The 26,604-nt window shown below is 64.2% G+C and carries 25 protein-coding genes and 1 pseudogene; 10 read left to right on the forward strand and 16 right to left on the reverse strand.

The genetic code is table 11. The features are described 5' to 3' along the window. Window positions 1-10: 10 nt before the first annotated feature. On the reverse strand, window positions 11-2,737 hold the full coding sequence (locus tag QZ648_RS11060) for a cation-transporting P-type ATPase (protein WP_169066770.1): 2,727 nt from the start codon (window positions 2,735-2,737) through the stop codon (window positions 11-13). A gap of 332 nt (window positions 2,738-3,069) precedes the next feature. Here QZ648_RS11060 and QZ648_RS11065 point away from each other — a divergent pair, with 332 nt between their 5' ends. Together QZ648_RS11065 and gpmI are read left to right on the forward strand one after the other, a co-directional pair. Beyond that, the gene (locus tag QZ648_RS11065) at window positions 3,070-3,987 is read left to right on the forward strand and encodes a hypothetical protein (protein WP_291997050.1); all 918 of its coding nucleotides are present in this window, start codon (window positions 3,070-3,072) and stop codon (window positions 3,985-3,987) included. Between the two features lie 232 nt (window positions 3,988-4,219). Beyond that, window positions 4,220-5,860 (forward strand): 2,3-bisphosphoglycerate-independent phosphoglycerate mutase, encoded by a 1,641-nt coding sequence (gpmI, locus tag QZ648_RS11070; protein ID WP_291997051.1) that lies wholly within the window; start codon window positions 4,220-4,222, stop codon window positions 5,858-5,860. A 63-nt stretch (window positions 5,861-5,923) separates the two neighbouring features. Here gpmI and lysA read toward each other — a convergent pair whose 3' ends face one another. Together lysA and QZ648_RS24945 are read right to left on the reverse strand one after the other, a co-directional pair. Further along, window positions 5,924-7,204, reverse strand: coding sequence for a diaminopimelate decarboxylase (gene lysA, locus QZ648_RS11075; protein ID WP_169066768.1), 1,281 nt, complete (start codon window positions 7,202-7,204; stop codon window positions 5,924-5,926). Continuing rightward, entirely contained in the window at window positions 7,201-7,377 is a 177-nt protein-coding gene (locus tag QZ648_RS24945) for a lipoprotein (RefSeq protein WP_248595392.1), read from the reverse strand. The genes lysA and QZ648_RS24945 overlap by 4 nt, the downstream gene beginning before the upstream one ends. Window positions 7,378-7,413: 36 nt before the next feature. Here QZ648_RS24945 and cyaY point away from each other — a divergent pair, with 36 nt between their 5' ends. Then, window positions 7,414-7,734 (forward strand): iron donor protein CyaY, encoded by a 321-nt coding sequence (cyaY, locus tag QZ648_RS11080; RefSeq protein ID WP_291997052.1) that lies wholly within the window; start codon window positions 7,414-7,416, stop codon window positions 7,732-7,734. Window positions 7,735-7,773: 39 nt separating this feature from the next. Here the strand turns inward: cyaY and QZ648_RS11085 are convergent, their stop codons facing one another. From QZ648_RS11085 to QZ648_RS11095, 3 genes are read right to left on the reverse strand one after another with little or no spacing between them, the layout of a single operon-like run. Then, window positions 7,774-8,046 (reverse strand): DUF6587 family protein, encoded by a 273-nt coding sequence (locus QZ648_RS11085; RefSeq protein WP_169066766.1) that lies wholly within the window; start codon window positions 8,044-8,046, stop codon window positions 7,774-7,776. Then, window positions 8,039-9,937 carry a ferrous iron transporter B gene (locus QZ648_RS11090; protein ID WP_169066765.1) on the reverse strand — a complete coding sequence of 633 codons (1,899 nt, stop codon included), beginning with the start codon at window positions 9,935-9,937 and terminating at the stop codon, window positions 8,039-8,041. Before QZ648_RS11090 ends, QZ648_RS11085 begins: the two co-directional genes overlap by 8 nt. Further along, window positions 9,934-10,224, reverse strand: coding sequence for a FeoA family protein (locus tag QZ648_RS11095; RefSeq protein WP_169066764.1), 291 nt, complete (start codon window positions 10,222-10,224; stop codon window positions 9,934-9,936). Before QZ648_RS11095 ends, QZ648_RS11090 begins: the two co-directional genes overlap by 4 nt. Window positions 10,225-10,574: 350 nt before the next feature. Between QZ648_RS11095 and QZ648_RS11100 the strand changes: the two genes are divergently transcribed. Genes QZ648_RS11100 through QZ648_RS11115 form a run of 4 tightly spaced genes read left to right on the forward strand, consistent with a single transcriptional unit; the run spans window position 10,575 to window position 13,435 of the window. Beyond that, a complete protein-coding gene (locus QZ648_RS11100; protein ID WP_291997053.1) occupies window positions 10,575-11,978 on the forward strand; it encodes an ATP-binding protein in 1,404 nt (467 codons plus the stop codon). Between the two features lie 20 nt (window positions 11,979-11,998). Next, the gene (locus QZ648_RS11105; protein ID WP_169066762.1) at window positions 11,999-12,565 is read left to right on the forward strand and encodes a response regulator transcription factor; all 567 of its coding nucleotides are present in this window, start codon (window positions 11,999-12,001) and stop codon (window positions 12,563-12,565) included. Window positions 12,566-12,590: 25 nt separating this feature from the next. Beyond that, complete coding sequence (locus tag QZ648_RS11110; RefSeq protein WP_169066761.1) at window positions 12,591-12,998, forward strand: RNA-binding S4 domain-containing protein; 408 nt, start codon at window positions 12,591-12,593, stop codon at window positions 12,996-12,998. 26 nt (window positions 12,999-13,024) lie between these two features. Further along, on the forward strand, window positions 13,025-13,435 hold the full coding sequence (locus QZ648_RS11115; protein WP_291997054.1) for a DUF2784 domain-containing protein: 411 nt from the start codon (window positions 13,025-13,027) through the stop codon (window positions 13,433-13,435). 235 nt (window positions 13,436-13,670) lie between these two features. Here QZ648_RS11115 and QZ648_RS11120 read toward each other — a convergent pair whose 3' ends face one another. From QZ648_RS11120 to QZ648_RS11150, 7 genes and pseudogenes are all read right to left on the reverse strand, one after another. After that, entirely contained in the window at window positions 13,671-14,579 is a 909-nt protein-coding gene (locus QZ648_RS11120) for a hypothetical protein (protein WP_291997055.1), read from the reverse strand. A 127-nt stretch (window positions 14,580-14,706) separates the two neighbouring features. Further along, window positions 14,707-14,865 (reverse strand): hypothetical protein, encoded by a 159-nt coding sequence (locus tag QZ648_RS11125; protein WP_291997056.1) that lies wholly within the window; start codon window positions 14,863-14,865, stop codon window positions 14,707-14,709. Between the two features lies 1 nt (window position 14,866). Further along, window positions 14,867-15,291, reverse strand: a pseudogene (locus QZ648_RS11130) (DNA-binding protein). Then, a complete protein-coding gene (locus QZ648_RS11135) occupies window positions 15,245-15,853 on the reverse strand; it encodes a nucleotidyltransferase domain-containing protein (RefSeq protein WP_291997057.1) in 609 nt (202 codons plus the stop codon). The pseudogene QZ648_RS11130 and the gene QZ648_RS11135 overlap by 47 nt, the downstream one beginning before the upstream one ends. 33 nt (window positions 15,854-15,886) lie before the next feature. Further along, window positions 15,887-16,021 carry a hypothetical protein gene (locus QZ648_RS11140; RefSeq protein ID WP_291997058.1) on the reverse strand — a complete coding sequence of 45 codons (135 nt, stop codon included), beginning with the start codon at window positions 16,019-16,021 and terminating at the stop codon, window positions 15,887-15,889. 164 nt (window positions 16,022-16,185) lie between these two features. Beyond that, the gene (locus QZ648_RS11145) at window positions 16,186-17,007 is read right to left on the reverse strand and encodes a hypothetical protein (protein WP_291997059.1); all 822 of its coding nucleotides are present in this window, start codon (window positions 17,005-17,007) and stop codon (window positions 16,186-16,188) included. A gap of 470 nt (window positions 17,008-17,477) precedes the next feature. Next, a complete protein-coding gene (locus tag QZ648_RS11150) occupies window positions 17,478-18,401 on the reverse strand; it encodes an SHOCT domain-containing protein (protein ID WP_169066751.1) in 924 nt (307 codons plus the stop codon). A 468-nt stretch (window positions 18,402-18,869) separates the two neighbouring features. On the opposite strand from QZ648_RS11150, the gene QZ648_RS11155 reads away from it, so the two are divergent. Together QZ648_RS11155 and QZ648_RS11160 are read left to right on the forward strand one after the other, a co-directional pair. Continuing rightward, entirely contained in the window at window positions 18,870-19,100 is a 231-nt protein-coding gene (locus tag QZ648_RS11155) for a DUF2789 domain-containing protein (protein ID WP_169066750.1), read from the forward strand. 508 nt (window positions 19,101-19,608) lie between these two features. Then, complete coding sequence (locus QZ648_RS11160) at window positions 19,609-20,556, forward strand: glyoxylate/hydroxypyruvate reductase A (RefSeq protein WP_291997060.1); 948 nt, start codon at window positions 19,609-19,611, stop codon at window positions 20,554-20,556. A 364-nt stretch (window positions 20,557-20,920) separates the two neighbouring features. Here QZ648_RS11160 and QZ648_RS11165 read toward each other — a convergent pair whose 3' ends face one another. After that, window positions 20,921-21,676: a lytic transglycosylase domain-containing protein gene (locus QZ648_RS11165; RefSeq protein WP_291997061.1), complete on the reverse strand. Its 756-nt coding sequence runs from the start codon at window positions 21,674-21,676 to the stop codon at window positions 20,921-20,923. A gap of 574 nt (window positions 21,677-22,250) precedes the next feature. Between QZ648_RS11165 and QZ648_RS11170 the strand changes: the two genes are divergently transcribed. Next, window positions 22,251-22,601: a heavy metal-binding domain-containing protein gene (locus QZ648_RS11170; protein WP_169066748.1), complete on the forward strand. Its 351-nt coding sequence runs from the start codon at window positions 22,251-22,253 to the stop codon at window positions 22,599-22,601. 61 nt (window positions 22,602-22,662) lie between these two features. Here QZ648_RS11170 and QZ648_RS11175 read toward each other — a convergent pair whose 3' ends face one another. Both QZ648_RS11175 and QZ648_RS11180 read right to left on the reverse strand, forming a co-directional pair. Continuing rightward, the gene (locus QZ648_RS11175; RefSeq protein ID WP_291997062.1) at window positions 22,663-25,326 is read right to left on the reverse strand and encodes an AAA family ATPase; all 2,664 of its coding nucleotides are present in this window, start codon (window positions 25,324-25,326) and stop codon (window positions 22,663-22,665) included. Continuing rightward, a complete protein-coding gene (locus tag QZ648_RS11180) occupies window positions 25,323-26,552 on the reverse strand; it encodes a DNA repair exonuclease (protein ID WP_291997063.1) in 1,230 nt (409 codons plus the stop codon). Before QZ648_RS11180 ends, QZ648_RS11175 begins: the two co-directional genes overlap by 4 nt. Between the last annotated feature and the right edge of the window lie 52 nt (window positions 26,553-26,604).

Genomic DNA, 26,604 nt, shown 5'->3' on the forward strand with positions numbered 1-26,604 from the left:
GTGGCAGGCATCAGTGGGCTTGGCGAACTTCGCGCAGGCGTTTTTCGACGCCCACGACAATATAGGCGAGCAAGCCGACCGCGGCTATTTCCAGCCATTGGCGAACGCCGATCGGCGCGGTGGCGAAGAGGCGGTTGAGCAGCGGCAGGTAGGTCAGCAGCGCCTGCAGCACGGCCATGGTCAGCACACCGTACCAGATGGCCGGATTGGAGAACAGGCCGACATGCAGCGCCGAGCGGGTCAGCGAGCGGCAGTTGAAGAGGTACATCGCTTCGACGACGACGAAGACGTTGAGGGCGACCGTACGCGCTTCGGCGAGCGGATTGCCGAGCGACAGTTCGCGCAGGAAGAGGCCGAAGGCACCGGCGAGCAGCAGCAGGCTGACCAGCACGATCCGCCACACCAGCGCGCTGTCGAGAATCGGGGTCCCCGGCCGGCGCGGGCTGCGCTGCATGACATTCGCCTCAATCGGTTCGAAGGCCAGCATCAGACCGAGAAAGACGGCGGTGGTCATGTTGATCCAGAGAATCTGCAGCGGCGTGATCGGCAGCGTGGCGCCGGCGACGACCGCCGCCAGGATCACCAGGCCCTCGCCGAAATTGGTGGGTAGCGTCCAGGTAATGAACTTGACCAGGTTGTCGTAGACGCCGCGCCCTTCCTCGACGGCTGCTTCGATGGCGGCAAAATCATCGTCGGTGAGGACCATGTCGGCGGCGTCCTTGGCCACTTCGGTGCCGGCCAGGCCCATGGCGATGCCGATGTCGGCCTGCTTCAGCGCCGGCGCATCGTTAACCCCGTCGCCGGTCATCGCCACCACCTCGCCATTGGCCTGCAGCGCCCTGACCAGGCGCAGCTTCTGCTCGGGTTCGACGCGCGCGAAGACGTTGACCTCGGTAACCACCCGGCGCAGCTGCTGATCGTCGAAAGCCGCCAGTTCGACGCCGGTGAGAGCCGTCTCACCGTCCTTGATGATGTCGAGTTTGCGGGCGATCGACAGGGCGGTGACGGCGTGATCGCCGGTGATCATCTTGACCGTGATGCCGGCGGCGTGACAGGTGGCCACCGCGGCGATCGCTTTCGGGCGCGGCGGGTCGATCATTCCGACCAGGCCGATGAACTCCAGGCCGGCATCGGCGCTGTGCTCGTCGAGTGCTGGCAGCGTCTTTGTGGTAGTGCTGGTGAGGCGGGCGATCGCCAGGACGCGCAGGCCTTCCCTGGCCATGGCGCGCGCCGCGTTCTCGATCTCCTCGGAGCGTAGCGCCACCGGCTCTCCTGATGCGTCGAGCATCTGCCGCGAGCGCGGCAGCAACTGTTCGAGAGCCCCTTTGAAGTATGCCAGGCGCTGGCCGTCGATTTCGTGGGCTGTCGCCATGTACTGGCGCGTCGAATCGAAGGGGATTTCGTCGTGGCGCGGGAAGCGCTTGTGCAGCGTCGCCTCGTCGAGACCGGCCTTGCGGGCGACGACGATCAGCGCGCCTTCGGTCGGGTCGCCGACGATCGTCCATTGTTCGCCGTGTTCGCGCAGGTCCTTGCCTTCGCTGCCGGCCTCTTCCTTGCTCAGCGCGGCATCGTTGCACAGTACGCCGGCGAGCAGGCACTCGCGCAAGGCGCCAGCAATCTCGCTGCCGTCGCCGAGTTTGCCTTCGGGCGCGTAGCCACTGCCGCTGACCGTCGTCTGCACGCCGCCGGCGTACAGCTCACGGACGGTCATCTGGTTTTCGGTCAGGGTGCCGGTCTTGTCGGAACAGATGATCGTCGTGCTGCCCAGGGTTTCGACGGCCGGCAGCTTGCGGATGATTGCCCGCCGTTTGGCCATCCGCGCGACGCCGATGGCCAGGGTGATGGTCATCGCCGCCGGCAGCCCTTCGGGGATGGCGCCGACGGCCAGCGCGACGGCGGCCATGAACATTTCGAATGCCGACGAACCGCGCCACATGCCAACGATAAAGGTGAGTACCGCCAGCAGGCCGATGGCGATCAGCAGCCAGTTGCTGAAAACCGCCATCTTGCGCGTCAGTGGCGTCGTCAGGTCCGGTGCTTCGGCGATCAGTTGCGAGATGCGGCCGGTTTCGGTGCGGTCTCCGGTATCGACCACCACCCCGGCGCCGCGGCCGGTAATCATCACCGTGCCGGCATAAGCCATGTTGCAGCGGTCGGCGAGCACAGTGGCTTCGGGGAGCACGTCGCCGTGCTTGGCGACCGCCGTCGATTCGCCGGTCAGTGCCGATTCGATGGCTTGCAAGTCCTTGGCGCGGAACAGGCGCAGGTCGGCCGGCACCTTGTCGCCGGCGGCCAGCAGCACCACATCGCCAGGAACCAGTTCGGTCGATGGCAGACGTTGCTTGCAGCCGTCGCGCAGGACGGTGACTTCGCTGCTGACCGAGCGCGCCAGCGCCGCCAGCGCATCCTCGGCGCGGCCCTCCTGGATGAAGCCGATCACCGCGTTGATCAGGGTGACGCCAAAGATCACTCCCGAATCGACCCATTCGCCGAGGACGGCAGTAACCACGCCGGCCAGCAGGAGCACCAGCACCAGCGGCTGGACGAACTGCAGGGCGAAGCGCAGCAGAGCCCCCTTGCCTGGCTTTTGGGTAATCCGGTTCTCCCCATGCAGCGCGCGGCGGTTGAGAACTTCGCCTGCGGCGAGCCCTTGGTCGTAGCTCGCTTGCAAGCGCGTCGCCGCTTCGTCAGCGGCGATGAAATGCCAGGCGACCCGTTCGCGAGATCTCTCGTTCATTTTTCCCCCTTGACCGTTATCGGTGCGCGGGCTTCTGGTCTTGGCAGCTGCCTTCTTCAGAATCGCGTTTAGCGCTGTGTTGAGGATTATAAAGCAGCCCTGGACACGTATTCGCGGATGTTGCCTGGACAAGGCGGGGTGGCAGTGCAGTCGCGCATCCGTTGGCGCACGTCGCCGAGCACCTGTGGGTTGGTGCCGGGCGATAGTGTCGGAATATTTGACAGCGTATAAGCGGGCGCTTGTGGTTTTCAATAAGGCGCTATGATTTAATGTTGTATTAAATATCGGCACAGTTGTTGCTTGGGTTGTTTCTAATGTTTCGGATCCTGGGCATGATGGCAGCTTTCAAGCGACCGCATGGGGTCTTCGGCCTTTTCGCCGCGGTCCTTGTTGCAACTCAGGTCGCAGCATATCCACTTGACGACTATGATCGGGCAGCGCACGGCGCTGTCAGTCGCGACGCGTTTGCCGAGTTGCCCGCGGCCGTGAGCGCTGGCACCTGGTCGACCGGGTCCTTGCCCGGCGTCGACCGCGCGGCTCCCGTCCCCTTGTTCGTCGACCCTTCGCCGGATGCGCGCCAGGACGTGGACTTTGCCAAGCCTGCGCAAGCTGACCCCCTCGGCCGGGCGCTGCGCGCGGTGGTCAACGTCACTGCCAGACGGCAGCGGGGAGCTTCCGCCGCAGCGGTGGTTGTGCCTACGGAGCCGCTCGACCCGTTTACCCCCATCCTGGGAGACGAGATCGCTGCGGCGGTTTTGAGAATGGAGGAAGGGCTTGCCGAAGTGCTCAGCGAAGCCCTCGACGCGCGTGTCGACGAGGACGGTCGGGTCACTTTTTCCATGGCTGGCGTGGAAGGCTTTCACGTCAGCACTGGCAGCGGGCAGGTGTCGCTGGGGTATGGCGATACGGTGTTGGCGTTCAACCAGGACAGGAGTGCCCAGCTTGGGCGGCGGATCGCGGCGCTTGATGCGGTCCGCGACGCCGAGCAGGGAGCGCTGCCCAGCTCTTCCAATCTGCTGCGTGATCTGCTTGTGCTCGGCGTACGCGTCGTTCAGTATCCCTTGTTCTGGGTCCTGGTTTTTATGGCGCTGATCGGCAAGATCGCGCTGGTGCTTGCCACCCCGCGCAAACGCCGGCGTTTGCTGCGGCTCAAATCGAGCGCACAGCCCAAGGTAAAGCACCTCCGTACTCGCGCGCGCATCAAGCTCAAGCGCGTGCGTACCCGAATCAGGCTGCGGCCGTCCGCGTAGGTGCTGGCGGCGCTGCTGTCCTGTGGGCGGCGGCGTGCTCCTGCCACGGCGCGCCGCGCATGCTTGGCGGAGGCGGGAGAGGCCCAGTCAGCGCTCGTTGCGACGACGACTCCTCGTCGATCCCGGTCGGCAGGGCTTGGGGGTATACTGGCGCTGACGTCGCGGGTTTGTCGCTTGTCCCGATTCCTGCGACCTGGCTTCTGACCTCTCCACTCCCCAGGAATCCACCATCATGCTGCAGAAATCTGCTTCTTTCCCTGGCATTCAGGGACCTATCGTAACCATCGTCATGGACGGCTACGGGATCGCCAAATCCGACGTCGGCAGTGCCATCGCCGCCGCCACAAAGCCGACCCTGGATCGTCTTTTTGCCAAGTATCCGAATATCGCCCTGCGCGCACACGGCGTTGCGGTCGGCATGCCTTCCGACGACGACATGGGTAACTCTGAAGTCGGCCACAACGCCATCGGCGCCGGCCAGGTCTACAGCCAGGGCGCCTCCTTGGTCGCCGACGCCATTGCCGCCGGCTCGATCTGGCAAGGCGCGGCGTGGCAGGAAGTTGTCGCCAGCGTCAAGGGCGGGCGCGGCGTGCTGCACTTCCTCGGCCTTTTTTCCGACGGCAATGTGCACAGCCACGTCGACCACCTGCGGGCGATGATCGTCCGCGCCAAGGAAGAGGGCGTCAAAGCGGTGCGAATTCACATCCTGCTCGACGGTCGTGACGTTCCCGAGACCAGCGCGCTTGATTATGTACTGCCCTTCGAAGCTTTCCTGGGCGAGATCAACGATGACCGCTTCGACGCCCGCATCGCCTCGGGTGGCGGGCGCATGAACATCACCATGGATCGCTACGAGGCGAACTGGAACATGGTCGACAAGGGCTGGCACACGCACGTCCTCGGTGAAGGCCCGCAATATGACAGTGCGGCTGCCGCGATCGAGGCCCTGCGGGTGGAATTCCCCGGCACCATCGACCAGGATCTGCCGGCATTCGTCATCGGCAGCGCCGGCGTTGCGGTTGGAACGATCAATGATGGCGACGCGGTGGTCTTCTTCAACTTCCGCGGCGACCGCTCGATCGAGATCACGCGCGCTTTCGAAGACGCCGATTTCGACAAGTTCGATCGCGTCCGCGTGCCCCGCGTGACTTACGCCGGGATGCTTCAGTACGACGGCGATCTCAAGTTGCCGAATCGCTTCCTGGTCGATCCGCCGGCCATTCTCGACACCATGGGCGAATGGTTTGCCAAGGCCGGTATCACCCAGTTCGCCTGCTCGGAAACGCAGAAGTTTGGCCATGTGACCTATTTCTGGAATGGCAATCGCTCGAACAAGTTCGACGGGGAAACCTACCAGGAGGTGCCCAGCGATGTGGTGCCCTTCGAGCAGCGGCCGTGGATGAAGGCCGCTGAAATTGCCGACGCGATGATCGCCGCCCTGAAGAGTGGCCAGTACAAGACGCTACGTTGCAACTTCGCGAATGGCGACATGGTCGGCCACACCGGCAGTTTCCGCGCCGCGACGATGGCCATCGAGGCGGTTGACCTGGAACTGGCGCGCATCCTGCCAGTGATCGATGCGCTCGGCGGCGTGGCCTTGATTACTGCCGACCACGGCAATGCTGACGAGATGTACGAGATCGACAAGAAGAGCAAGCAGCCGGCGAAGAATGCCGATGGTTCGTTCAAGGCGAAGACGGCGCACACGCTCAATCCGGTGCCGTTCATCCTCTACGACAATGTTTCCGGCGGCAAGCTTGGCCTGCAGGCGAGCGAGACTGCCGGCCTCTCCAACATTGCGGCGACGATTGCCAACCTGCTCGGCTTCGAGAAGCACGCCAAGTGGGACGACAGCCTGCTGGTCGTCAAGTAGCGCCGAGTCACTGGCTCGGGCAAGTCGCCAGTCCACACGGCCGCCGCAAGGCGGCCGTTTTCGTCAGGGCAGGCGCTGCTCCAGCGCGTAGAGTTCCTCGGCGCTTTCGCGGCGGCGAACGAGATGCGCATGCTGGCCATCGACCATCACTTCGGCAGCGCGCGGGCGGGTGTTGTAGTTCGAACTCATGGCCATCCCGTAGGCACCGGCGGAGAGGATCGCCAGCAGGTCGCCTTCGGCCAGTTTCAGTTCGCGGCCGTGACCGAGAAAGTCGCCGGATTCGCAGATCGGGCCGACGATCTCCCATTTTGCCGTGTCGCCTGAACGTACTGCCACGGGAACGATGTCGTGCCACGAGCCGTACAAGGCCGGTCGGGAGAGGTCGTTCATCGCCGCGTCGACGATCGCAAAATTCTTGACTTCGCCGGGCTTCAGATACTCGACGCGGGTGAGCAGCACGCCGGCATTGCCAACCAGGCGGCGACCGGGTTCGAGCAGGATGCGCAGGGGTCGCCCCTTGAGCTTTTCGAGCAGCGGTTGCAGGTAGGCGTGCACGCTGGTTGGTACATCAGCGTCGCTGTAACGGATGCCGAGACCGCCGCCGAGGTCGATGTGCTGCAGCACGATGCCGTCGCTGGCCAACTGATCGACCAGTACCAGCAGCTTGTCGAGGGCTTCGGCAAATGGCGCGGCATCGAGCAGTTGCGAACCGATATGGCAGTCGATGCCGCTGACTTCGAGGTGCGCCAGTGCGGCAGCCTGTCGGTAGAGGGCACGTGCTTCGTCGTAGGCGACGCCGAATTTGTTTTCCTTGAGGCCGGTCGAGATGTAGGGGTGCGTACCGGCGTCGACGTCGGGATTGACGCGCAGGCTGATCGGCGCGGTCTTGCCGAGCCTGTCGGCGACGGCGTTCAGGCGTTCGAGTTCGGGCGCGGATTCGACGTTGAAGCACAGGATGCCGGTGTTCAGCGCCAGTTCCATTTCGGCGGCGGTCTTGCCGACCCCGGAGAAAACAATGCGCTGCGGATCGGCGCCAGCGGCCAGGACGCGCTTCAGTTCGCCGGCCGAGACGATGTCGAAGCCGGCGCCGCGGCGGGCCAGGACGTCGAGCACGGCGAGGTTGGAGTTGGCTTTGACGGCGTAGCAGACGAGGGCGTCAAGCCCGGCCAGTTCGTGCTGGAACTCGTCGAGTGCGTTCTCCAGTGCCTGGCGCGAGTAGACCCAGCACGGTGTGCCGAACTCGCTCGCGATGTCGCTCAGCGCGACCGACTCGGCGTGCAACACGCCCTTGCTGCTGTGGAATGGGGGCAGTGGGGTCAGCGGGGTTATCGCGTCGCGCTTCATTTGGTCGCTTTCTCGGCGCTCGCGGGCACCGTGCTAGAATCGCTCGCAGCCGTTGCCGGGCTTGGCGACGGTGTCGTGGGCACCGCTTTCGGGGGCAGCGTCAGTCCGCCTTTGCTGCCGCAGCCGGCGAGCGCGAGGGTTGCCAGCAAAGCCAGCGCGAGATATTGCCGCATAGGTCGAATCGCCAAAACGGGAAATGTTAGCACAGGATGAATGATAGCGAATTCAACGCGCTTGCCGACGCAGCGCTGCAGGAGATCGAGGCCGGACTGGAGCGTAGCGGCGCCGATCTGGACTTTGAAAGGGTCGGCGACAACTTGCTCGAAATCGAGTTTTCCGATGGCGGCAAGATCATCGTCAACCGCCATGACGCGGCCAAGGAAGTCTGGGTGGCCGCCCGGTCCGGCGGTTTTCACTACCGCTGGGACGGTAGTTGCTGGCAGGATACCCGCGGCGGCGAGGACCTGATGACCGCCCTCTCGAGGCTGCTTTCGGAGCAGGCCGGGGAGTCGGTATCCCTGCGCGACTAGTGTAGGGCTGTGTTGCGGGAATGGTGGCGAAGGAACACGCTACAAATTCCCCTTGTTGATGAAGCGCACGGGCTGCGCTCCTTGTTTGCCGGCGCAGCCGCTGCAGCCGCCACAAGCGCTTTTTGAGCGCGCCGCGGCGCGTCGTTGGCGTAGCGCTACCGCCTCGGGATCGGCTTTCGCAAAGCCCAGACTTAGCGCCATGGTGGCCGTGTGCTCGGCAAGCGAGAAACGGGCGCCTGCCGGTAGCAGGCGCCAGCCGGCGTAGAGAGCGGCGCAGGCGACCGCAGCGTACACGATCAGATCCTCAAGCATGGCCGGCTCCAGTAAGGAGCAGCGCCACCCGATAGGTGATGAACGACGCGAGGTAGGCCAGGGCGAACAGATAGCCGGCCATCAGTAGCGGGTAGCGCCAGGAGTTGGTCTCGCGCTTGACCGCGGCCAGCGTGGCCAGGCACTGCGGCGCGAAGACGAACCAGGCAAGCAGCGAGAAGGCTGTTGGCAGCGACCAGCCGGCTGCCAGCAGCGGGCCGAGTTGCCCGGCCACGTCGTCACCCGTTGCCGAGAGAGCGTAAACCGTACCCAGCGCGCCGACGGCGACTTCACGCGCGGCCATGCCGGGGACCAGGGCGATCGAGATCTGCCAGTTGAAACCGATCGGCGCGAAGATCACTTCGAGTGCCTGGCCCAGCATGCCGGCGTAGCTGTACTGGATGGCCGGGCCGGTAGCGCCTTCCGGTGCGCCGGGAAAGGTCGACAGGAACCACAGCAGCACGGTCAGCGCGAGAATGATGTTGCCGACGCGGAGCAGGAAGATTTTCGCGCGTTCGAGCAGACCGAGCAGCAGATTGCGGCCGTGCGGCAGGCGGTAGGAAGGCAGTTCGAGCAGCAGTGGATGCTGCAGGCCCTTGCTGACGGTCATCTTGAGGACCGCGGCGACGGCCATGGCGCTGACCACGCCGGCGACGTAGAGAGCGAACAACACCAGGCCCTGCAGGTTGAAGACGCCGACCGTTGTCTGCGGAATGAAGGCGCCGATGATCAGCGCATAGACCGGCAAGCGCGCCGAGCAGGTCATCAGCGGGGCGATCATGATCGTCGCCAGGCGGTCGCGCCAGTTGCTGATCGTGCGCGCGGCCATGATCCCGGGAATGGCGCAGGCAAAACTCGAGAGCAGCGGGATGAACGAACGCCCCGACAGGCCGACGGTCCCCATCAGGCGGTCGAGCAGGAAGGCCGCCCGCGGCAGGTAGCCAGAATCCTCAAGCGCGAGAATGAACAGGAACAGAATCAGGATTTGCGGCAGGAAGACCAGCACGCCACCGACGCCGGCGACGATGCCATCGACGAGCAGGCTGCGCAGCAGGCTTTCCGGCATGTGGGCGCTGAGGAATGCGCCAAAGGCGTCGACACTGGCGCTGATCATCTCCATCGGCAGGCTGGCCCAGCTGAATACCGCCTGGAACATCAGGAAAAGCGTGGCCGCCAGAATCAGCAGTCCCCACACCGGGTGCAGGACGACGCGATCAATGCGTTCGTCGAAGCGGGTGTCGATCGCCGGCTCGCGGACGCTGGCGGCGAGAATGCGGCGCACTTCGCGCTGCGTGGCGCTGACATCGGCGACATCGGGGGCCAGCCAGGCGGCCGGTGGCGGCAGCTCGGCGGCGGTGTGAGGCAGCGTCATGGGTACGCTCGCTTCGAGCTGGGCCAGCAGTTCGCTGGCGCCACCGCGTCTGACGGCGACGGTATTGACTACCGGCATGCCGAGCTCGCGTTGCAGGGCGGCGACGTCGATGGTGATGCCGCGCTTCTTGGCCAGATCGGTCATGTTCAGCGCCAGCATCATTGGCAATCCCAGACGTTTGACTTCCAGCACCAGGCGCAGGTTGAGCTTGAGGTTGGTGGCGTCGCTGACGCAGACGATCATGTCCGGGCGTTGCTCGCCGGCGAGCGTGCCGAGAACTACATCGCGCGTGATCTCCTCGTCGATACTGACGGCGTTGAGGCTGTAGGCGCCGGGCAGGTCGAGGATACGGAACGGTCGGCCGGCTGGCGTCGTCAGCAGCCCCTCCTTGCGGTCTACGGTGACGCCAGGATAGTTGGCGACCTTCTGCCGGCTGCCGGTGAGCAGGTTGAAGAGGGCCGTCTTGCCGCAGTTCGGGTTGCCCAGCAGGACCAGGCTCATGGCTTCACTGGCGCTGCTCATGCCGTCGCTCTCCCGTTACGCAGTGGGGCGACCAGTACGCGCTCGGCTTCGAAGCGACGCAAGGCGAAAATCGTGCTGCCGACGCGTACCGCGATCGGCTCGCCTCCCGGGAAGCCGCGCGCGACGACGCGCACCCGCTCACCGTCGACAAAGCCGATTTCGTACAGCCGCAGCGCCAGCTCACGCTCGGCAGCATCGCCAGCGGTGGCCAGGTCGCCGCTGCTTACAGTACCTTCGTGACCCCGCGGAAGGTCGAAAAGGGAAATCAATTCCAATGGGCCATTCATGTCGTCTGCCACCTTCCGGCTAGTGCATCGATACCGCTGCGAACGCTTGCCAGCGTTCAAAAAAGACAGTCAGGTCTGGCCTCTGCGGGGCGTTGTCGCTGTCAGTGCAGTGCACCAGCGACAAGAGCCCGAGTGCACAGGCTTGCAATATACATGAGAATCATTCGCAACGAAATGCCCTGGCGTGGTTATTTCGCAGCTTTCGCTGTCGTCGGCGGAGGTATGCGCAGGCTGGCGACAAGCGGCGATGACCGTGACCTCCCTGCGGCAGATCGCCGCAGTCTCGGCAAGGACAAGAGGCAAGGCGTAAAATTGCTGCTTTCGACCGCTCGCTAGCGCCGCCAACAACGATGTTTCCAGCCTTTCAGGAGCAGCCAGGAGAGGAGCAAGAGCGGGCACCGGCTTTCGTGTCCGGCAGCGCGAATCCTTTGGCGCGCGTGCTCGTGCTGCGGCGCATCGAAGTGCTGACGCAAGCCGTGGTGTTGCTGTTGGCGGTGGCGTGGCTGAAGATCCCCCTCGACGTCGCACCGATGATGGCGGTCATCGCCCTGCTCGCCGCGGTCAATCTGCTCACCCGCTGGCGCCTGGCCCGCGGTGCTGCGGCCAGCGAAGGCGAAGTCTTCGCCCATCTGGCGATCGACGTCGCTGCCCTTGGCGTCCTGCTCTATTTTGCCGGGGGTTCGGCCAATCCCTTTGTTTCGCTGTTCCTGCTGCCACCCACGCTGGCTGCAGCGATGTTGTCGACCCGCTACGCCTGGTCCATGGCGGCGATGACGCTGGCTGCCTACACTTTCCTGATCTTCTGGAAGCTGCCGCTGCCGCCACCGCAAGGCGATCTCGCCCAGTTCGACGCGCTGCTCGCCCGTGCCACCGGCGGCGCCAGCGAACACGCCATCCACAGCAGCGGCTTTGCCCTGCACATTCTCGGCATGTGGCTGAACTTCGTGATCAGCGTCGGCGTCGTTGCCTTTTTCCTGACGCGCATGGCGGCAGCGCTCAAGCAGCGTGAACGCGAACTCGCCGTGGTCCGCGAAGCCGTTCTGCGCGACGAGCAGATTCTCTCGCTGGGCACCCTCGCCGCTGGCGCGGCGCACCAGCTGGGGACGCCGCTGGCGACGATGGCGGTGGTCATCCGCGAGCTTGAGCTCAACCATGGCAGCGGCGACACCGAGTTGCGCGAGGACCTCTTGCTGCTGCGCGAACAGGTCGATCGCTGCAAGCAGACGATTTCGCAGATTCTCGCCTCTTCCGGTCAGGGGCGCGAGGAAAGTCTGCGCTCGCTGGCGCTCGATGCCTACCTGCAGCACGTGCTTGACGACTGGCAGCTGATTCGTCCGCACGCGCGGCTCAGCGTGACGCTGCACGGTGCGCAACCAGCGCCCTTGATCGCCGTTGACCGCACCCTGGAGCAAGCGCTGCTCAATCTGCTCGATAACGCCGCCGACGCCAACGGTGCCAGCCAGGAAGTGCTACGCTTTACGGCGTCCTGGGATGGCGACCGCTGTCGCATCGAGATCCTCGACGCCGGTCCCGGGCTCAACGCCGAAGCGCGGCAGCGGCAGGGCGAGGCCTTTTTCACCACCAAGGTCGACGCCGGCGAGCGTGCCGGCGGCCTCGGCATTGGCCTGTTCCTGAGCAACGCCACGCTCGAGCGCCTCGGCGGCAAGGTTGAGCTCTTCAACCGTGAGCCGCCAGAGAGCGGCGCCTGCACCCGCGTCACCCTGCTTTTGGCCCGACTGAAAGCGCAAAGCTGAGAACTGAACTGATGCCTGTGATGACCGAGAAACTCCCGAAACTCCCCGACGACGAGCGTTCGACCCTGCTGCTGGTGGACGACGACGATGTCTTCCGTCGCGTCCTGGCGCGCGCCCTCAACCGCCGCGGCTATGCAGTGAGCGTCGCGGCGACGGTCGATGAAGCCCTCGCCAGCGCCCTCGAGCAGCCGCCCGAATATGCCGTCGTCGATCTGAAAATGCCCGGGACGTCGGGCCTGGTGCTGATCGAGAAATTGATCGAGCTGGATCCGAACACGCGCGTGGTGATGCTCACCGGCTATGCCAGCATCGCCACCGCCATCGAGGCGATCAAGCTTGGCGCCATTCACTACCTGGCCAAACCCTGTGACGCCGATCAGGTGGTCGCGGCACTCAACAAGGGCAGCGCAGGCGATTCGGCGACAGCGGTGTCCGGCTCGCCGCTGTCAGTGGATCGGCTTGAATGGGAGCACATCCAGCGCGTCCTGGCCGAGCAGCAGGGGAATGTCTCGGCCACCGCGCGCGCCCTGAAAATGCACCGCCGCACGCTGCAGCGCAAGCTCGGCAAGCGGCCCACTCGAGAGTAGGGGAGTAGGGGAGTAGGGAGTCGTCATGGCAGAAACAGCAGATTTCAGCGCCGCGGCGCGGATGCGCATCGACAAGTGGTTGTGGGCGGCGCGCTTCTACAAGACGCGCTCGCTGGCGGCGCAGGCGCTTGCTGCCGGCCACGTCAGACTCGCGGGGCAAGCTGTAAAAGCCGCGCGCGAGCTGCACGTCGGCGAGAGCCTCGAAATCGCCGTCGGCGACAGCGTCTGGAGCGTCGTCGTGCGTGGCCTCAACGCGCAGCGCCGCCCGGCCGTCGAAGCGCAGCGGCTCTACGAGGAAACCGAGGACAGCCGCGCGCGCCGCTTGGCGCAGCAGGAGGCCCGGCGCCTGGCGCCGGTCCCGGGCAGCGATCTGCGTGGTCGGCCGACCAAGAAAGCGCGCCGGATGATCCGCGGTTTCACCGATAATTTCTGAGCGCTTGGGAAGTTGGCCGCCAACCCATGAGCTATCGCCTGCTGGCTGACGCTGTCGTCTTCGCGCATCTGCTGTTCATCGTCTTCGTCGTTCTTGGTGGTAGTCTGGTGCTGCTCTGGCCAAGGCTCGCAGTGCTCCATCTTCCGGCCGCCTGCTGGGGAGCTTTCATCGAAATCAGCGCTGGCATGTGCCCGCTGACGCCGCTGGAAAATGCCTGGCGGCAAGCTGCCGGCGAGGCCGGCTACGCCGGCAGCTTCATCGAGCACTACCTGCTGCCGATCATCTATCCCGTCGGCTTGACCCGCGACATTCAGTTCGTTCTGGCGGCGGTGGTGATCGTCGTCAACCTCGGTATTTACGGCTGGCTGCTGTATCGCTGGCGACGATCGCCAGCTGTCGGCGAGGGAGTTGGCGGGCAGAAGACCACAGCGCCATAGAAAAAAACCGCCACAGTTGGATCACGAGGCACGATGGCTTGGTCTGGCAGGCCGGTCCCAAGGCTGAAAGCAGGCTGGAGGCTGTGTTCAATCGTGTTGGGTATTGGCCAGGGCAACGGATTGAAGCCGAGCCCGGCATACACACCCTGTGCAGCGCATTGCCCCATAGGGCGCCGAGCTTCTCGTCAACATCAATATCCTCGTGGTAGGAGAACACGATCGGCACGATCTCCGATTACATCAATTCTCGGCACATCTGGATCAGGCAGGTGGTCTTGCCCATGCCCGGCAGGCCGACGATGAGCAAGTGTGGATTGCCCTGGATGCTCACTTGCCAACGCACCGGCTCATCGCTCCCATCGCGCTGACCGAGCAGCAACTCGACGGCTTTTGGTCCCGCCACCAATTTGTCTCCCGCGGTCGGGAGAAGGCCTGGCGGCGGGAACTCCTCCACGGCGTTCGCTTCATCCTGCGCCGTCAACGGCGTAGCCGCCTCAAGCAAACTGATCCCCTCTCCCAAGGGCATTGCGCCACGCTGCGTTTCAGGTAGACGCGCCGGGCCAAACAACCAGACCGGTACGTCGTCGAGAGGAACGAAAAAGCCCTCCGTGAGGGAAAACCAGGGCGCACTCTCTTCGCCACCAAGCGCGCAGTGGTTTTGCGTTAGCGCCAGTGCCACCATTTCCTGCGCCGCCGAGGCGGACTGTGTCAGGCGCAAGGCGAGGCGGCCGCTGAGCGCTTTCAGCGCATCCAGCAGAAAGGTGCAGTTACGAGGGCTTGCCGACAAGCCCATTTCGCCCAGGGCGGTGTCCAGCAGGCGCACAATCTCGTCCAGCGAACTGGTGGAAGTAATGAACTGCAGGAAACCCAAATCGTCACGCTCAGGCACGCAGTCGATCATATACGCCTCGTACAGGCTCGGCAGGTCGCGCGGGGAATCGAAATACTCGACGCCGGCATGCCGGTCCACTGTCACCACCCAATCGCACAGGCGGTGCAGGGCCGCCAGCATTTCGCTGCGCTCGGGCGATACTTCCGTGATCAACACCGGCCAGTCGTTAGCACCTGCGCCCACGCGTTTGGCAACACAGCGCAGCAAGGCCGAATGCGCCTTGACCAGCCGCTCGGAAAATCCGCGTGCCACCGGATGCTTCTCGCCTTCCGGCGTGGGTGGGATGGACGATCGCCAACGCGGCACTGGCGCGGCCTCGAAACGTCGGTCCGGAGTCAAGGCGAGTGGCCGCGTCCGTAGCATGGCTGACCAAGGCGATCTACCAGCCTTGGACCGCGAAGCGTTCGTCTGCCGCCAGTTCTCGCGCCACGTCGCCGGGCAGGCAGCCAATGAACGCCATGCTGCCGGGCAATGCGTACCCCAACAGCTCGCTCAAGGCAAGCGCCAGCGTTGGCGCAGCGTTTTCGATCAGGGGCATGTCAATCTCCGAAGGTGGTACGGGCGTGGCGCAACAAGGCCTCTGCTTGCGCAAGACATTCCGTCAGTAGCGCGTCGTTCACGCCGTCGCCGGTGTAGTCGGTCAGATTGCGTTGTTTGCGCAGTGCGTCGAGAACGATCACCGTGGCGCGGTCCACGGCCAAGGTCAGCGGGAGCGTCTGAATGGCGGTCTGGTGGTGGCCTGGCTGGGTCTGGTCGAGGTGCGGTAACCTTTGGCCGCGAGGGCGGCCATCGCGCATTGCAGGATGGTTTTGTAGGCAGCATCGACGCGGTTCTCGGCGCTGATCGCCGCAACCCTGGCGTCGGCGAGATTGCGTCCCGCCGCCGCCAGTAACTTGAGAACGGCGGCGTGCCCGGCCTCATGCCGAACCAGACGCTGGATTGCCAGCAAGTTTTCCAGACTCATCCTCGTTTCCAATCAGAAATATCTTCTTCCCGCCCAGAACCTCGGCAAGAAAGGTGTCGCCGCCCTTCAGCTTGTTCTGAAACTCAACGGGCGACAGAACCACCGGGTTGATCTCCCGGCCGATACTGGATTGGGCTTCATGCAGCGCTCGTACCGCCTCGGCGAAGCCAATTTCGCCTACCAACAAGACATCAACATCGCTGCCCGGTCCTTCGTCTCCACGCGCCACGGAACCAAACACCAGTGCCAGGGCAAGCTTTTCGCTCAAGGGGGACAAGGCTGCCTTCAACACATCGGCGAGTCCGGCCGTCTTGCGCAGGATGCCGGCCAGTTCCGCATAGATGGGGCACTGCCGATCGGCGCCGTAGCGCACCTGGTTGCCAATCTCCTCCCGGGTAAGCACGCCTGCCTGGGCGAGGCGTGTGAGTTCCTTGTGCAAGGTACCGGCACTGGTGCCGGTCAGGCGGGCGATTTCGCGCACGTGGTAACGCTGTTCCGGGTGCAGGAGCAAGCGGGCGAGCACTTTCTGGCGGTATTCGCCGAAGAGAAGTGAGCTGAGCATGGTTGTAGCCGTTTTCGATACGATTGAAGCCGTTCATGCTACATCAAACCGTGCGCGCAATTGCTTCATCGACTCCGCGTCGTTCACCCCGACCAGCAGCCCAAGGTCGCGCAGTCGCCTTTCCAGCCACTGCTTGTTGGCTCGTAGCAGGTCCTGGGGAACGGACATCCCCGGGGGTTCGCGGTCGACATGGAGGCCGTAGCGGTCGCGCAGGATGTCGAGGAACCTGGGCAGGGTGAGCGGCCGCGCGGATTTGCCTTCGCCGTCCTTGCGCAGATGGCGATGGACGAGAAAATCCAGTAGCGCGTTGGAGAGGACAATCGAACGTAGGTCTACCGCCTTCCTGGTGCCGGCTTCGCTGCGTGAGACGCGGCGTTTGAAGGCAATGCCATTGGGGCGGTGGGCATCAGGCTGCTATCCAACGCCTTCATGAATTGGCCTCCCTGTTGTTGATGCCCGTGCAACTTAACCAAAGCTTCCGCCAAGCGCAAGGCTGGATGGTTCTGGTCGTTACGCAGCGCCCGCGCCACCTCCAGCGCCTCATCCGTCTGTTCCAGATTAGTGGCCAGACCGATGCAATCTTCGTCGAGTCTTTCCCTGATCGACTCCGCCCGCTCATGCCGTCCGTGGTAAATGTCGCCAAGCAGATTGAACCAGGCTGTCGGATCGGGCTGCCGCGGCGGGAGTTCATTCTTCAGCCTGGAATGGTGGCTGACTCGATCATCCAGTAGGCGCGCCAGCATCATCAGCACCGGCAGGCGCTCGTAGCGGGCCTGGCATTCACTCATTGCTGCTTCCGAGGCGTTGCGCAGCTTGCTGTCCAGTCCGTGCGAACAGTCCACCAACAAGGGCATCGGCGTCTGTTCCTTCGGTATGCCGCCGGTGCGCTCCCATTCGGACAGGCACACTGCCGTGGACAACAGCAGGTTGACCATGCCAAGGCCAATACCCGCTTCGAGCATGGGCAGGAAGGCCTGGCGCGGCAGTGCCATACCATAGACCTCGATGACGGTCGCCAGATCACCGCGCAGGCACTTGGCCGCGGCTTTGGCAATGGGCCAGCGATTGGCGATCTGAGACTGCTCCCTACCCCTCAGTCTGTCAGGCGCATGGCCGCAGGTCTGGGCCAGACGTACCGCCAGCAGTTCGTCCACGCCGAGGTCGTCCGCCGTCCCCGCCTGGAAATGGTCGGAGCCCAGGTTTGCAGCGGGACCATGCAGCGACATGTGCCGGGCAAACTGCTTCAGCAAGCGATTCTCGGCGAAACCGTCGCCTACCGGGAAACGGCTCCGGCTGGCTTCTGGCGCAAGTGCTTCCCCGCAGGCGCGGGGATGAACCGTCCAAGCGGATCGGATTGGCAAATTTCGGTACAAGTAGAAGCCAGCCGCTCTACAGAGATGACCGGCGGGCAATGGGCGGCAGCCACGGGATTGCCCACTCGCCGAGCCTGGTCAAGGGGGCGTTCGAATCTTCTCGCGCAGCACACGCCAGCCCGCCTGCTGATTCCAAGCAACCGCTCCCCTCTTGAGGCGGCTCTGCCGTCAAGGGGCCGCAGTCAAGAATGAAGCCTGCTCAGCCGCCTTGTCGCGCAGCGGCTCCAGTAGCGCCGGGCGCACGAGCGGGATCATAGTCGGCTCAGCAATTCTGTTTTCTTGGCCGAGAACTCTTCGTCGCTGAGGATCCCCTTGGCCCGGAGGTCGGCAAGCTTCTCGATTACCGCGAAGATATCCTGTTCCTTACCCATTGCTGGCATGGCTGCCTGCGACGCCTTGCTCTCCTGATGAACGGGCGCCGCAGGTGGCGTCAGTGGTGTCGTTGGTATCGATGGTAGCGATGGTATCGGCGCGGAAGGCGATCCCGGCGGCTGTTCGGTCGGCAAGACTACCGGCAGGCTCGCGACGTCGATCAGCCCATACTGGCTGCTGAAGCTCAGCGTGCCACCGACCGATTGCTGCTGCGAGAAGCCGCCGATCTGGTGGTCGAGCGTGTCATAGACGGTGACCGTGCCGCCGACATCGATGGCCAGGCGCCGCGCCTGCGCGAAGTAGGCATAGCGAACACCGTTCTGCGCACCCGTGCTGCTCGGGCTGCGCAGCTCGCCCGGCCACCATTCGCCAGAGCTGCCGGGCGCGGGCGGTACGAACAGGCTGACCGCTCCAATTGGCCCCGCGCCGCTCTGCTGTTGCTGCCCGCCGCCGAAATTGCACTGTGCTTGCCCCGCGTTGTAGCCGCCCTGGTTGCCCTGGCTTTGCGACTGGAAGCTGCCACTGCGAATCAGGTCCGGCTGGCTGGCGACCAGGTTCGACAGTTCGTCGCACAGCCCGCCAATGCGCCCTTTGAGATAGTTGTCGAACATGTCCGAGACCATGATCATGCCGCCACGCATCCATTGACCGGAGCCGGAGAATTCGGGATGAGAGAATTGCGCCATGCTGCCGTTGCCGTTGATCACCGACTCGAGCATGCTGTGCACGGCGTTGGCGCTGAAGCCATGGCGCTGGGCAATATTGTCGATGGCCTGCTGGCCGCTGGGGGAAAGTTGTCGCATGCTGAGCCTTGATCTTGCAACCGACACCGCTGAACATGCCTGGACGGAGCGAGCCGAGTGCAGGGGCAGCTCAGGCGAATGCGCGGGTACTGGTGGTGCCGTGGGAACGGCGGAATGCGAGTTTACGCCGATCCCCATGAGCTGCGCAATCGCTCGCTCGTCCGCCGGTGCATATCGGGCGCAGGGGAACGCGCCTTGCAAGTCGAACCGCTTCAGCCGCAACGACAGCACGCTCAGCTTTCCGCCGGCCCGGTTGGCGCGCAATATTGGAACTGTTTGGTCCCGATCCCGTCTCATTGTTCGCTGGCTTTCAGCCCTGGCGACACACTAACGGTCATGACATGTCGAGATACCCCGGATCATGAAAGTCATGACCGTTTCGCCCTCTTCCCCGGCCCTTCTCCCGCGAGGGGAGAAGGGAGTTTCGTGAGTCGCTTGCGCGACTTTCACACTAACAGGAGGTATCGGATGGACGCTAACCTGCACACCATGAGCAATCTCTTCGCACAGCTCGGGCTTCCCGCCGATCCAGCTGCCATCGAAGAATTCATCAGCCGCCACCGCCCCTTGGGGAATGAGATTGCTCTCTACCGTGCCTCATTCTGGACGGATTCGCAGCGAAGCTTTCTGAAGGAGGAGATCATCGAGGATGCCGATTGGGCAGGGGTGATCGATGAACTGAATGGCAGGCTGCGTTGATATGAAAGTCGCCTGCGCGACTCACCAATCTCGCTTCGCCCCTTGCGGGAGAAGGGCTGGGAAAGAGGGAAGACGGTCATCACTTTCATGATCTGGCGTATCGCGACATGTCACGACCGTCAGGCCCTGTCATTCGCGCGAGACCAAAGCCTGCCGGGGCAAGAATCGTAATCGCGCCGCTACTGTAGTTTTGCCTTCTTGATGACACTTTTGGCAACCCTCTCCCGCCCCCCGTCATTGCCAGGAGGCGCAGCCGACGTGGCAATCCGGCGGTTTGGCTTTTCGCGTTGCCACTATGTCAATGCGGCGGGAAATAGTGAGGGCATGGAACTGGATTGCCACGTCGGCTGCGCCTCCTCGCAATGACCTGGGGGCTGGTGTGGAGCCGTGTTCTCCGTTCACTATTCTCCATTCACCATGCCTGACGGGGCTTTCAGCAAGCCCGACAGGGCCGCGTAGCCGTTGCCGCTTGATAGGCTGGTTTTCCCGCAGGAGCGATGCCGCAAGAATGTCCAATGCACCCATCCCTTTCCTTGCCGCCAACGAGTCACCGGAAGCCGCGGAGTGGGTAGGTGCGTTGCGGGCTGCGATGCCGGACGAACGCATCGTCACCTTCAAGGACTTGAACGAAGAGGCCAGGAGCGAGGCAAGGCTGGCCATTGTCGCCAACCCTGACCCGGCTGATCTGCGCCGGCTGCCAAGATTGTGCTGGGTGCATAGCGTCTGGGCGGGGGTCGAGCGCCTGCTTGCCGATCCGGAGAACTCCCGGCTGCATATCGTCCGCCTGCTTGACCCGCAACTGGCTGCGACCATGGCCGAAGCCGTCCTGGCCTGGAGCCTTTTCCTGCACCGGGAAATGCCCGCCTATGCGCGGCAACAAGCACAACAACTCTGGCAGCCACGCCCCTATATCCGGCCTCAACAGCGAACCCTGGGCCTGCTTGGCCTGGGCGCCCTGGGATCAGCCAGCGCCGAACGCCTGCTGGCCGCCGGCTTCACGGTCTGCGGCTGGAGTCGGCAGCAGAGATTTCTGCCCGGCGTCGAATGCTTTGCTGGCGACGCCGGGCTTGCGGGGATGCTCGCCAGGACCGACATCCTGATTTGCCTGTTGCCGCTCACCCTCGAAACTCGAGGCTTGCTCAGCGCGGATCGCCTGGCGCGATTGCCAACCGGGGCCTCACTGATCAACTTTGCCCGCGGACCGATTATCGTCGATGAGGATTTGCGCGCGGTTCTGGACAGCGGACGGCTTGAACATGCGGTTTTGGATGTCTTCGCGCGCGAACCGCTACCGACAGATCAATGGCAGTGGCGACATCCCCGGGTCACCGTCTTGCCGCACTGTTCGGCTCAGACGGATCGGGAAACAGCGTCACGGATCGTGGCGGACAACATTCGCCGCTATCGTGACACCGGCGAACTTCCAGCGTCTGTCGACGCCGTGCGCGGGTATTGAATGGCCGTGTGCTCAGGAAGGCCGCTCGCTCTGGCTTCGCTCGCTTGTGGCTGGCGGTGATATGCATTCGCGGTGCACTCGCAGTAGTGCACTCGCATGGTCAGGTCTTGCTTTTTGCCTGTTTTGGTCCGGGCTTCTCGAAAAAGTGACTGGCCGCCATTTGTTGGCCAGCTTGGGCTGTCCGCGGAGAAAGGGGAAAGAAGAACTGCTTCCGGAAGGCGAACTGCGAGCAGGGCGAACCGCCAAGCAGCGGGTAGGTTAGAGGACAGGCGCTCAATGGGCATCGCCCGTGTCGAAAGCTGCGACAGCTTGGCAAAATTGGCAAACTTGCCTGGTTCCGCGCGCCATGAAGCGCCGCCCTGATTTAGTCGACCTTGTTTTCTTTCGCGCCTTTTGCGGGAATGGTCATGGACAGGCGCTTGCTCTTGACTCCCGTGCTGAAGACGCTGGCTTTTAGTCTTGGTGTCGCTGGCGTGGGTTGATACCACTGATAGATCTGCGTGACCAGTTGCACGTAATTGCGAGTTTCCGGGTACGGCGGAATGGTGTTCTTGTACTGCTGGACGGCGCCTTCGCCGGCATTGTACGAAGCCAGCACCAGGTCTTGCTGATCTGGAAACATGCGCTGCAGGTCACGCAGGTAGCGCGCGCCCAAACGGATATTGGTTCCCGGGTCGGTCAGCTTTTCTGCAATGGTCTTCTGCTGGTCAGCGCGCAAGCCATAGCGCTCGGCAGTGGCAGGCATGATTTGCATCAGGCCAATGGCTCCCTTGGGGGAAATCGCAGCGGGATCGAAACCCGATTCGGCCGCCATGACTGCCTTGAGCAAGGCGGTATCGACGGCGAATTCCTTGCTCGCCGCTTTCAGGAAAGGCTCGAATTTCTTCAGATTGGGATGTCGGGACAAATAGCGCAGCAGCGCGCGTCTTTCGGCGTCCATTACCGGCGAGGAAGACGACTGTAGTGCATCGCCGCGCGCGAACAGTTTATAGCGGGCGTCGATTTTTTCCGTGGCAAGATGCGCCACGCCATGCTCATCGACGTAACCATAGATGTTGGCTTGGACGCCCGCCGAAACGAGGCTGAGGGCAAGCCCGAGAAGAAAACCGAGAATCTGCATTCGCTAGCTACCTGCCTTGTCGTAGCCTTCGCGCCACGCCGTTCGTGCGGCTGCCGACTGCCATGCGGCGCATGATTGTCGCGGCAGAAGGCCTGCGGAGCGCACCATGATAGCGCGCAAGCAGCCAGAGCAGGCAAGCGCAGCGCTGTGGACTGCTCTTGAAAAGAAGCCGGGCAGGCTCAATTTCCGTCGCCATTGACCCTTCCTGGGCCGCGCCGACCGCCATGCGGACAGGGTTCCGCGCCACAAGGCATGATTCGCCCTCGGTCACGAGATGCTCTGCCGAGGCTGCTTCTGCGACCAGCGTGACTTCCCGTGGCGAGCGGCGATGCTCGAGATCGGCCGCCGATTTGGGGTACATTACATGAGGGCAGGTCATACCATCCGCAGCTTCGAGCAGAACCGCGGAAGAGTGTCGCGGGGTCAGAGGTGAGTCCCTTCCTCCGTGACTCCGCTGGCCAATAGTGGAAGCGCCGGATACCCATCCCACTCCTCCGGCGACAATGGGTGCGCGGAGGCCGTGAGGCTTTCTCCGCTATCGATTCAACAACGCAGGATTGACCAAGGAGGCAGCATGGGCTGGTTTTCGAAGGCGGACAAGGATTTCTTACTCGTGACGGTGCCGGCAACGGACAGTATGCGCATCGAGAAATACCTGGGTGTCGTGAATGGCGAGGCGATCATCGGCGCCAACATTTTCAGGGATTTGTTCTCGTCGGTTCGCGACGTGGTGGGTGGTCGTGCCGGTGGCTACGAGCGCGCCCTTTCCGGCGCCCGCGATGCGGCGCTGGAAGACATGATCGAGGCCGCCAAGGAGATGGGCGCCAACGGCGTTGTCGGACTGGATTTTGATTACGAAGTGCTTGGCGAGACCAACGGAATGTTGATGGTGGCGGTCAGCGGAACGGCGGTGCGCATCGCTTGAGCGGGTGCAAGGTTGCCGCATCGGCCTCGTCTGTAGCCACGGCCTTGCTCCTCTCGCTTCCTCAGCACGCCGCCCGGAGCGTCTCCAGCGACCTGGCTCCGACCCCAAGGTCGCGCCAGTTCGCGGGATGACAAGTGAACAGCAGGATCTGGTGCCGCGTCGCAGCGTCGAACAAGACCCGTTTCATCTGCGCCAGGCGCTCGTCGTCGCTGTGCACCAGGGCGTCGTCGAGGATGATCAGTGTCGGGCGGCCGGCTTCCTGCAGCAGGTCGGCGTAGGCCAGGCGGCTGATGACGCCCATCTGTTCGCGGGCGCCGAAGCTCAGCGCTTCGAAGGCGCCCGACTCGCTGCCCTTGGCGCCTACGCGGGTCAGCGGGCCGGGGCTGAGGTTCTCGTCGATTTCCAGGCTGGCCTGGGCGAAGAGCAATTGCAGGTAGCGGTTGAGGTGTTTTTGCAGCGGTGCCTGCAGCTTGCGGGTCAGCGCCCGACGTTTGTCGCGTAGCAGTTGCAGGAGATGGTCGAGGGCGCTGGCACGCCGACGCAGTTCTTCGCCGCGGCGCTGCGCTTGCGCCAGATCGCGCGCCAGTTCGGCGCTGCGCTCTTCCAGGCCTTGCGCGCCGGCGGCTTGCAACTCCACTTCCAGGCGCAAGAGCGTGTCACGGCGCTCTCCGAAGCGCTTTTCGTGCTGCTCGGCGCTCTTGCCGAAGCGTTCGACATCCTGCTTGAGGATGTCCGGCCGCGCTTCGCCGACCTGCTGCTGCAAGGCGGCAATGCGGGCAGTCAGGGTGCTCCGCTCGGCGAGTGCGTCCACCAGATCACGACTCGCTGTTGCCTCGCGTGCCGCGCGGTCGGGGGCATCGAGGAGCGCTCTGGCAGCGGCCAGTTCGCGCGCCGCCGATTCACAGTTTGTCTGGGCGTTGGCTGCGGCGAGCTGCGCCTGGTGCAGCTGCTCGCTGATCTGCGTCAGTGATTTCCCGGCGCCTTCTTCGGCCGCCTCCGCTTCGCCTACCGATGGCAAGGCGGCGGCGGAGGAGGAGCCGTCGACGGCCGGCGGTAGTTGGCGCAACTTGGCTTCGACGTCGCCGCCGCGCGCCTGTTGGCTGGCCAGTTCGCTGCGCAGCGCGTCGCCCCCCTTGGGGGCCAGGGCCTTCAGCGTCGCGGTGGCTGTTTTGACTTCGCCGAGTCGCTCGCTGTAGATCTGCTGGCGGGCTTCGGCGTCGTCCAGAGAAGTGAGCCCCAGCCGCTGCAACAGCGCCGCTTGGCGGTCGCTTAGTTCGCTTTCCTGGCGTCCGAGTTGCGTGAGGTCGCTGCCGCCGGGCGCGATCTCGAGCTTGCCGAAGCCGGGCAGGGTAATTTCTGTTGCTGCGAGCAGCAGACGTTCGCCGCTGCCGCTGAGTGACTCGTCGCCGATCACCATGCGGCGTTCGTCGTCGAGGGTGAAGCGCAGGCGGGTTGCGGCAGCGGCCCGGTGGATGTGCAGTTCCCTGATCTGCCGGTGCTGCTGGCGCAGACTTTCAAGGTCGGCGGGCCTGATCTCCGCGGCGGCTGCCAGACGCTGACGTTCGAGCAGGGTGGTCTGTTCGGCCTCGGCCTTGGCCAGAGCGATCGCCGCGCTTGCCGCTTTCTGCCGGATCTCGTCGAGCTCTCGCGCCAGACTGCGGCGCGTGTCTTCCTGGCGCGCCAGGCGCAAGATCTCGCGCACAGCCTCGTAACGCACGCTCGCCTCGACGCGTTTCTCCAAGCACTGCACGACGAGCGCTGCGTTGCTCGACTGTTCCTGGCGAGCTTTTTCGAGCGCTGTCGCCCGCGTCTCGGCTTCTTGCTTGCGGGCGGCGAAACTGGCGAGTTGTTCGCGCAGCAGCTTGATCTGCCCATCGATCTGGGTGGCGCGCTGCTTCTCGGCGGCTTGTGTCTCTTCGATGCGCTGGATGGCCGCAAGTTTGTCGATGGCCGCCTGATGCTCTTTGCGAAAGTGCAGCCAGGGCTTCTCGTCTTCGTCGATCGCGTGTTCGCGGCGCAGCGAGCTCAGCCTATCGACCTTCTGACGGTAGCTGGCGATCGCGGTGGTGAGTGCGTCAAGCTCGCTTGCCAGAGCGGCTTCGTGCCTGATGGCTACGGCGTATATGCCGCGGACAGCGCCGGTCGCCGGAGTGAGCAATTCGTTGCGTGCGGCCTCGACGGTGGCCATCACTTCGTCGCCGCCACTGCTGGCGACTTCGCCAAGCGATTCGTTCAGGGCGCTGCGCAGATGGTCAGTGGCATGCGCCACCGCTTCCCGGACCTCCTGCGCGCCGCCCTGCGGGATCCATAACAGGCCCGGGATGCCCCAGTGTTCGGCGGCACTGGCGCCACGTCCGGCGTAGCGAAAGCCGAGCAAGTCGGCGAGGTGGTCTTCGGCGTCGGCACCATCCAGGTGTTGGCTACCGGCTTGCAGTTCGCAGCGCTTCTTGCCGAGGAAGCTCTTGGTCAGGCGGTAATCCTGGTGGCCAAGCGTGAAATCGAGTTCGACGCTGGGCGATGCCGACGAATCGCCCCAGGGGCGAAAATCATCGACGCTTCCGGAGCGGTGGCGCTCGAAGAAAGCAGCGCGCAGTGCCGCGACGATGGTGCTCTTGCCCGCTTCGTTGGCGCCGGTGAAAAGGTTGATGCCGGCGTCGAGATCGCGGATCTCCAGCGCCTGCCGGAACTGCCGGAACTGTTCGATGCGAATGCGGCTGAGCTTCACAAGGCGCCGCCAGCAATGATGCCCGCAGGACCGCCTGCTCTGGTGCCTGCGCCGGGATCCGCGGCGGTCCCTGCCCTAGCCCCCACGCTGGCCTCCGCATTGGCCGCTCTTCCAGCGTCTCTTCGCCGCTCGTCGAGAATTCCGGCCAGCAGCGTCAGGGCGTCGCGGGCGACTTCTGCGTTGCTTCCCTGTTGCTGCGTGCGCAGCTCGTCGACGACCTCGCCGAGGTAGCCGTCGGCTTGCAGGGCGTCGATGTCGTCGGCCGTTGGTTCGAGACGCAGCGCGGAAAGGTCGGCCAGCAGGCTATGCACGCGGCCCTCGGCTTGGCCAATGGCGTTGCGCAGGCGGCGGTGGCCGGCCAGGTCGGTCTGCCCGGAGAGGCTCAGCTGCACGACGTCGTCGGTGGAAAATTTCGCAATATGCTGCAGCGCCTGCTCGACATCGCTTGGCACCTGCAGCGTCAGGGCATCCGATCGCCAGCAATGCCGTCCGATGTTCAGCGGCGTCACCGCGGGTAGTGCTTGCCTTCCGGCCAATTCGACGAGCAGCGCCTGACCGGACTGGTTGGCGCGGAAGCGATCGCTCTCCGGCGTGCCGCTGTACCAGGTGCGTGCGTCCACCTGGCGGGTGCCATGCCAGTCGCCGAGGGCCAGGTAGTCGAGCCCCGCCTGTTCGGCGCGGCCGGCGGCGATGGGGTTGGCCGAGTCGATCGCCTCGGCGAGGATTCCCTGGACGCTGCCATGGGCGAGGCCGATGCGCAGCATTTCCGGCGGCGTTTCGGCGCTGGCGAACCACTCGCTGAGATCGCTGAAGGTGTTGCGCTGGGTTAGCGGCGCGGGCAGGATCGCGACGCCAAGCTCTTCCAGAAGCAGGGGCTCGGGCGTCAGGCACAGCGTGACCTTGCCGGGAATCGCGTGCAGGCGTGCGGCGCGGGTCCACACCGATTCGGAGAGCGCGGCGTCATGGTTTCCCGGCAGCATGACCCAGCGGCCGGAAAAGGCGGCCAGGGCGTTGAACAGGCGGTGGATGGTCCGGTCGGCAACGCCCTGGGCGTCGAAAACATCACCGGCGACCAGCACCAGGTCAAGGGCCTGTTCGCTGGCCAGTGTCGCCAGGCGCTCAACGGCCTTGTAGCGAGCGTCGGCGAGCAGTGCCGCCTGGTCAGGCTCGAACTGTCCGAAGAGTTTGCCGATCTGCCAGTCGGCGGTGTGCAACAGTCTGAGCATTCAGGTGTTCCTGAAGGCACGGGTCGAGGAGTGCTTGATCAAGCCGATGAGT

The organism is Candidatus Accumulibacter sp. ACC012 (assembly GCF_907163155.1).
Lineage (GTDB): Bacteria > Pseudomonadota > Gammaproteobacteria > Burkholderiales > Rhodocyclaceae > Accumulibacter > Accumulibacter delftensis.

Bases quoted from the DNA above. Each gene is read 5' to 3' on its own strand.
- QZ648_RS11060 (WP_169066770.1), bottom strand. From the start codon at position 2,737: ATGAACGAGAGATCTCGCGAACGGGTCGCCTGGCATTTCATCGCCGCT.
- QZ648_RS11100 (WP_291997053.1), top strand. From the start codon at position 10,575: ATGTTTCCAGCCTTTCAGGAGCAGCCAGGAGAGGAGCAAGAGCGGGCA.
- QZ648_RS11150 (WP_169066751.1), bottom strand. From the start codon at position 18,401: ATGCGACAACTTTCCCCCAGCGGCCAGCAGGCCATCGACAATATTGCC.
- QZ648_RS11085 (WP_169066766.1), bottom strand. From the start codon at position 8,046: ATGCTTGAGGATCTGATCGTGTACGCTGCGGTCGCCTGCGCCGCTCTC.
- QZ648_RS11165 (WP_291997061.1), bottom strand. From the start codon at position 21,676: ATGCAGATTCTCGGTTTTCTTCTCGGGCTTGCCCTCAGCCTCGTTTCG.
- QZ648_RS11095 (WP_169066764.1), bottom strand. From the start codon at position 10,224: ATGAATGGCCCATTGGAATTGATTTCCCTTTTCGACCTTCCGCGGGGT.
- QZ648_RS11135 (WP_291997057.1), bottom strand. From the start codon at position 15,853: ATGCTCAGCTCACTTCTCTTCGGCGAATACCGCCAGAAAGTGCTCGCC.
- QZ648_RS11170 (WP_169066748.1), top strand. From the start codon at position 22,251: ATGGGCTGGTTTTCGAAGGCGGACAAGGATTTCTTACTCGTGACGGTG.
- QZ648_RS11065 (WP_291997050.1), top strand. From the start codon at position 3,070: ATGATGGCAGCTTTCAAGCGACCGCATGGGGTCTTCGGCCTTTTCGCC.
- QZ648_RS11160 (WP_291997060.1), top strand. From the start codon at position 19,609: ATGTCCAATGCACCCATCCCTTTCCTTGCCGCCAACGAGTCACCGGAA.
- cyaY (WP_291997052.1), top strand. From the start codon at position 7,414: ATGAATGATAGCGAATTCAACGCGCTTGCCGACGCAGCGCTGCAGGAG.
- lysA (WP_169066768.1), bottom strand. From the start codon at position 7,204: ATGAAGCGCGACGCGATAACCCCGCTGACCCCACTGCCCCCATTCCAC.
- QZ648_RS11155 (WP_169066750.1), top strand. From the start codon at position 18,870: ATGGACGCTAACCTGCACACCATGAGCAATCTCTTCGCACAGCTCGGG.
- QZ648_RS11105 (WP_169066762.1), top strand. From the start codon at position 11,999: ATGACCGAGAAACTCCCGAAACTCCCCGACGACGAGCGTTCGACCCTG.
- QZ648_RS11180 (WP_291997063.1), bottom strand. From the start codon at position 26,552: ATGCTCAGACTGTTGCACACCGCCGACTGGCAGATCGGCAAACTCTTC.
- gpmI (WP_291997051.1), top strand. From the start codon at position 4,220: ATGCTGCAGAAATCTGCTTCTTTCCCTGGCATTCAGGGACCTATCGTA.
- QZ648_RS11090 (WP_169066765.1), bottom strand. From the start codon at position 9,937: ATGAGCAGCGCCAGTGAAGCCATGAGCCTGGTCCTGCTGGGCAACCCG.
- QZ648_RS11110 (WP_169066761.1), top strand. From the start codon at position 12,591: ATGGCAGAAACAGCAGATTTCAGCGCCGCGGCGCGGATGCGCATCGAC.
- QZ648_RS11140 (WP_291997058.1), bottom strand. From the start codon at position 16,021: ATGTCCGTTCCCCAGGACCTGCTACGAGCCAACAAGCAGTGGCTGGAA.
- QZ648_RS24945 (WP_248595392.1), bottom strand. From the start codon at position 7,377: ATGCGGCAATATCTCGCGCTGGCTTTGCTGGCAACCCTCGCGCTCGCC.
- QZ648_RS11115 (WP_291997054.1), top strand. From the start codon at position 13,025: ATGAGCTATCGCCTGCTGGCTGACGCTGTCGTCTTCGCGCATCTGCTG.
- QZ648_RS11125 (WP_291997056.1), bottom strand. From the start codon at position 14,865: ATGCCCCTGATCGAAAACGCTGCGCCAACGCTGGCGCTTGCCTTGAGC.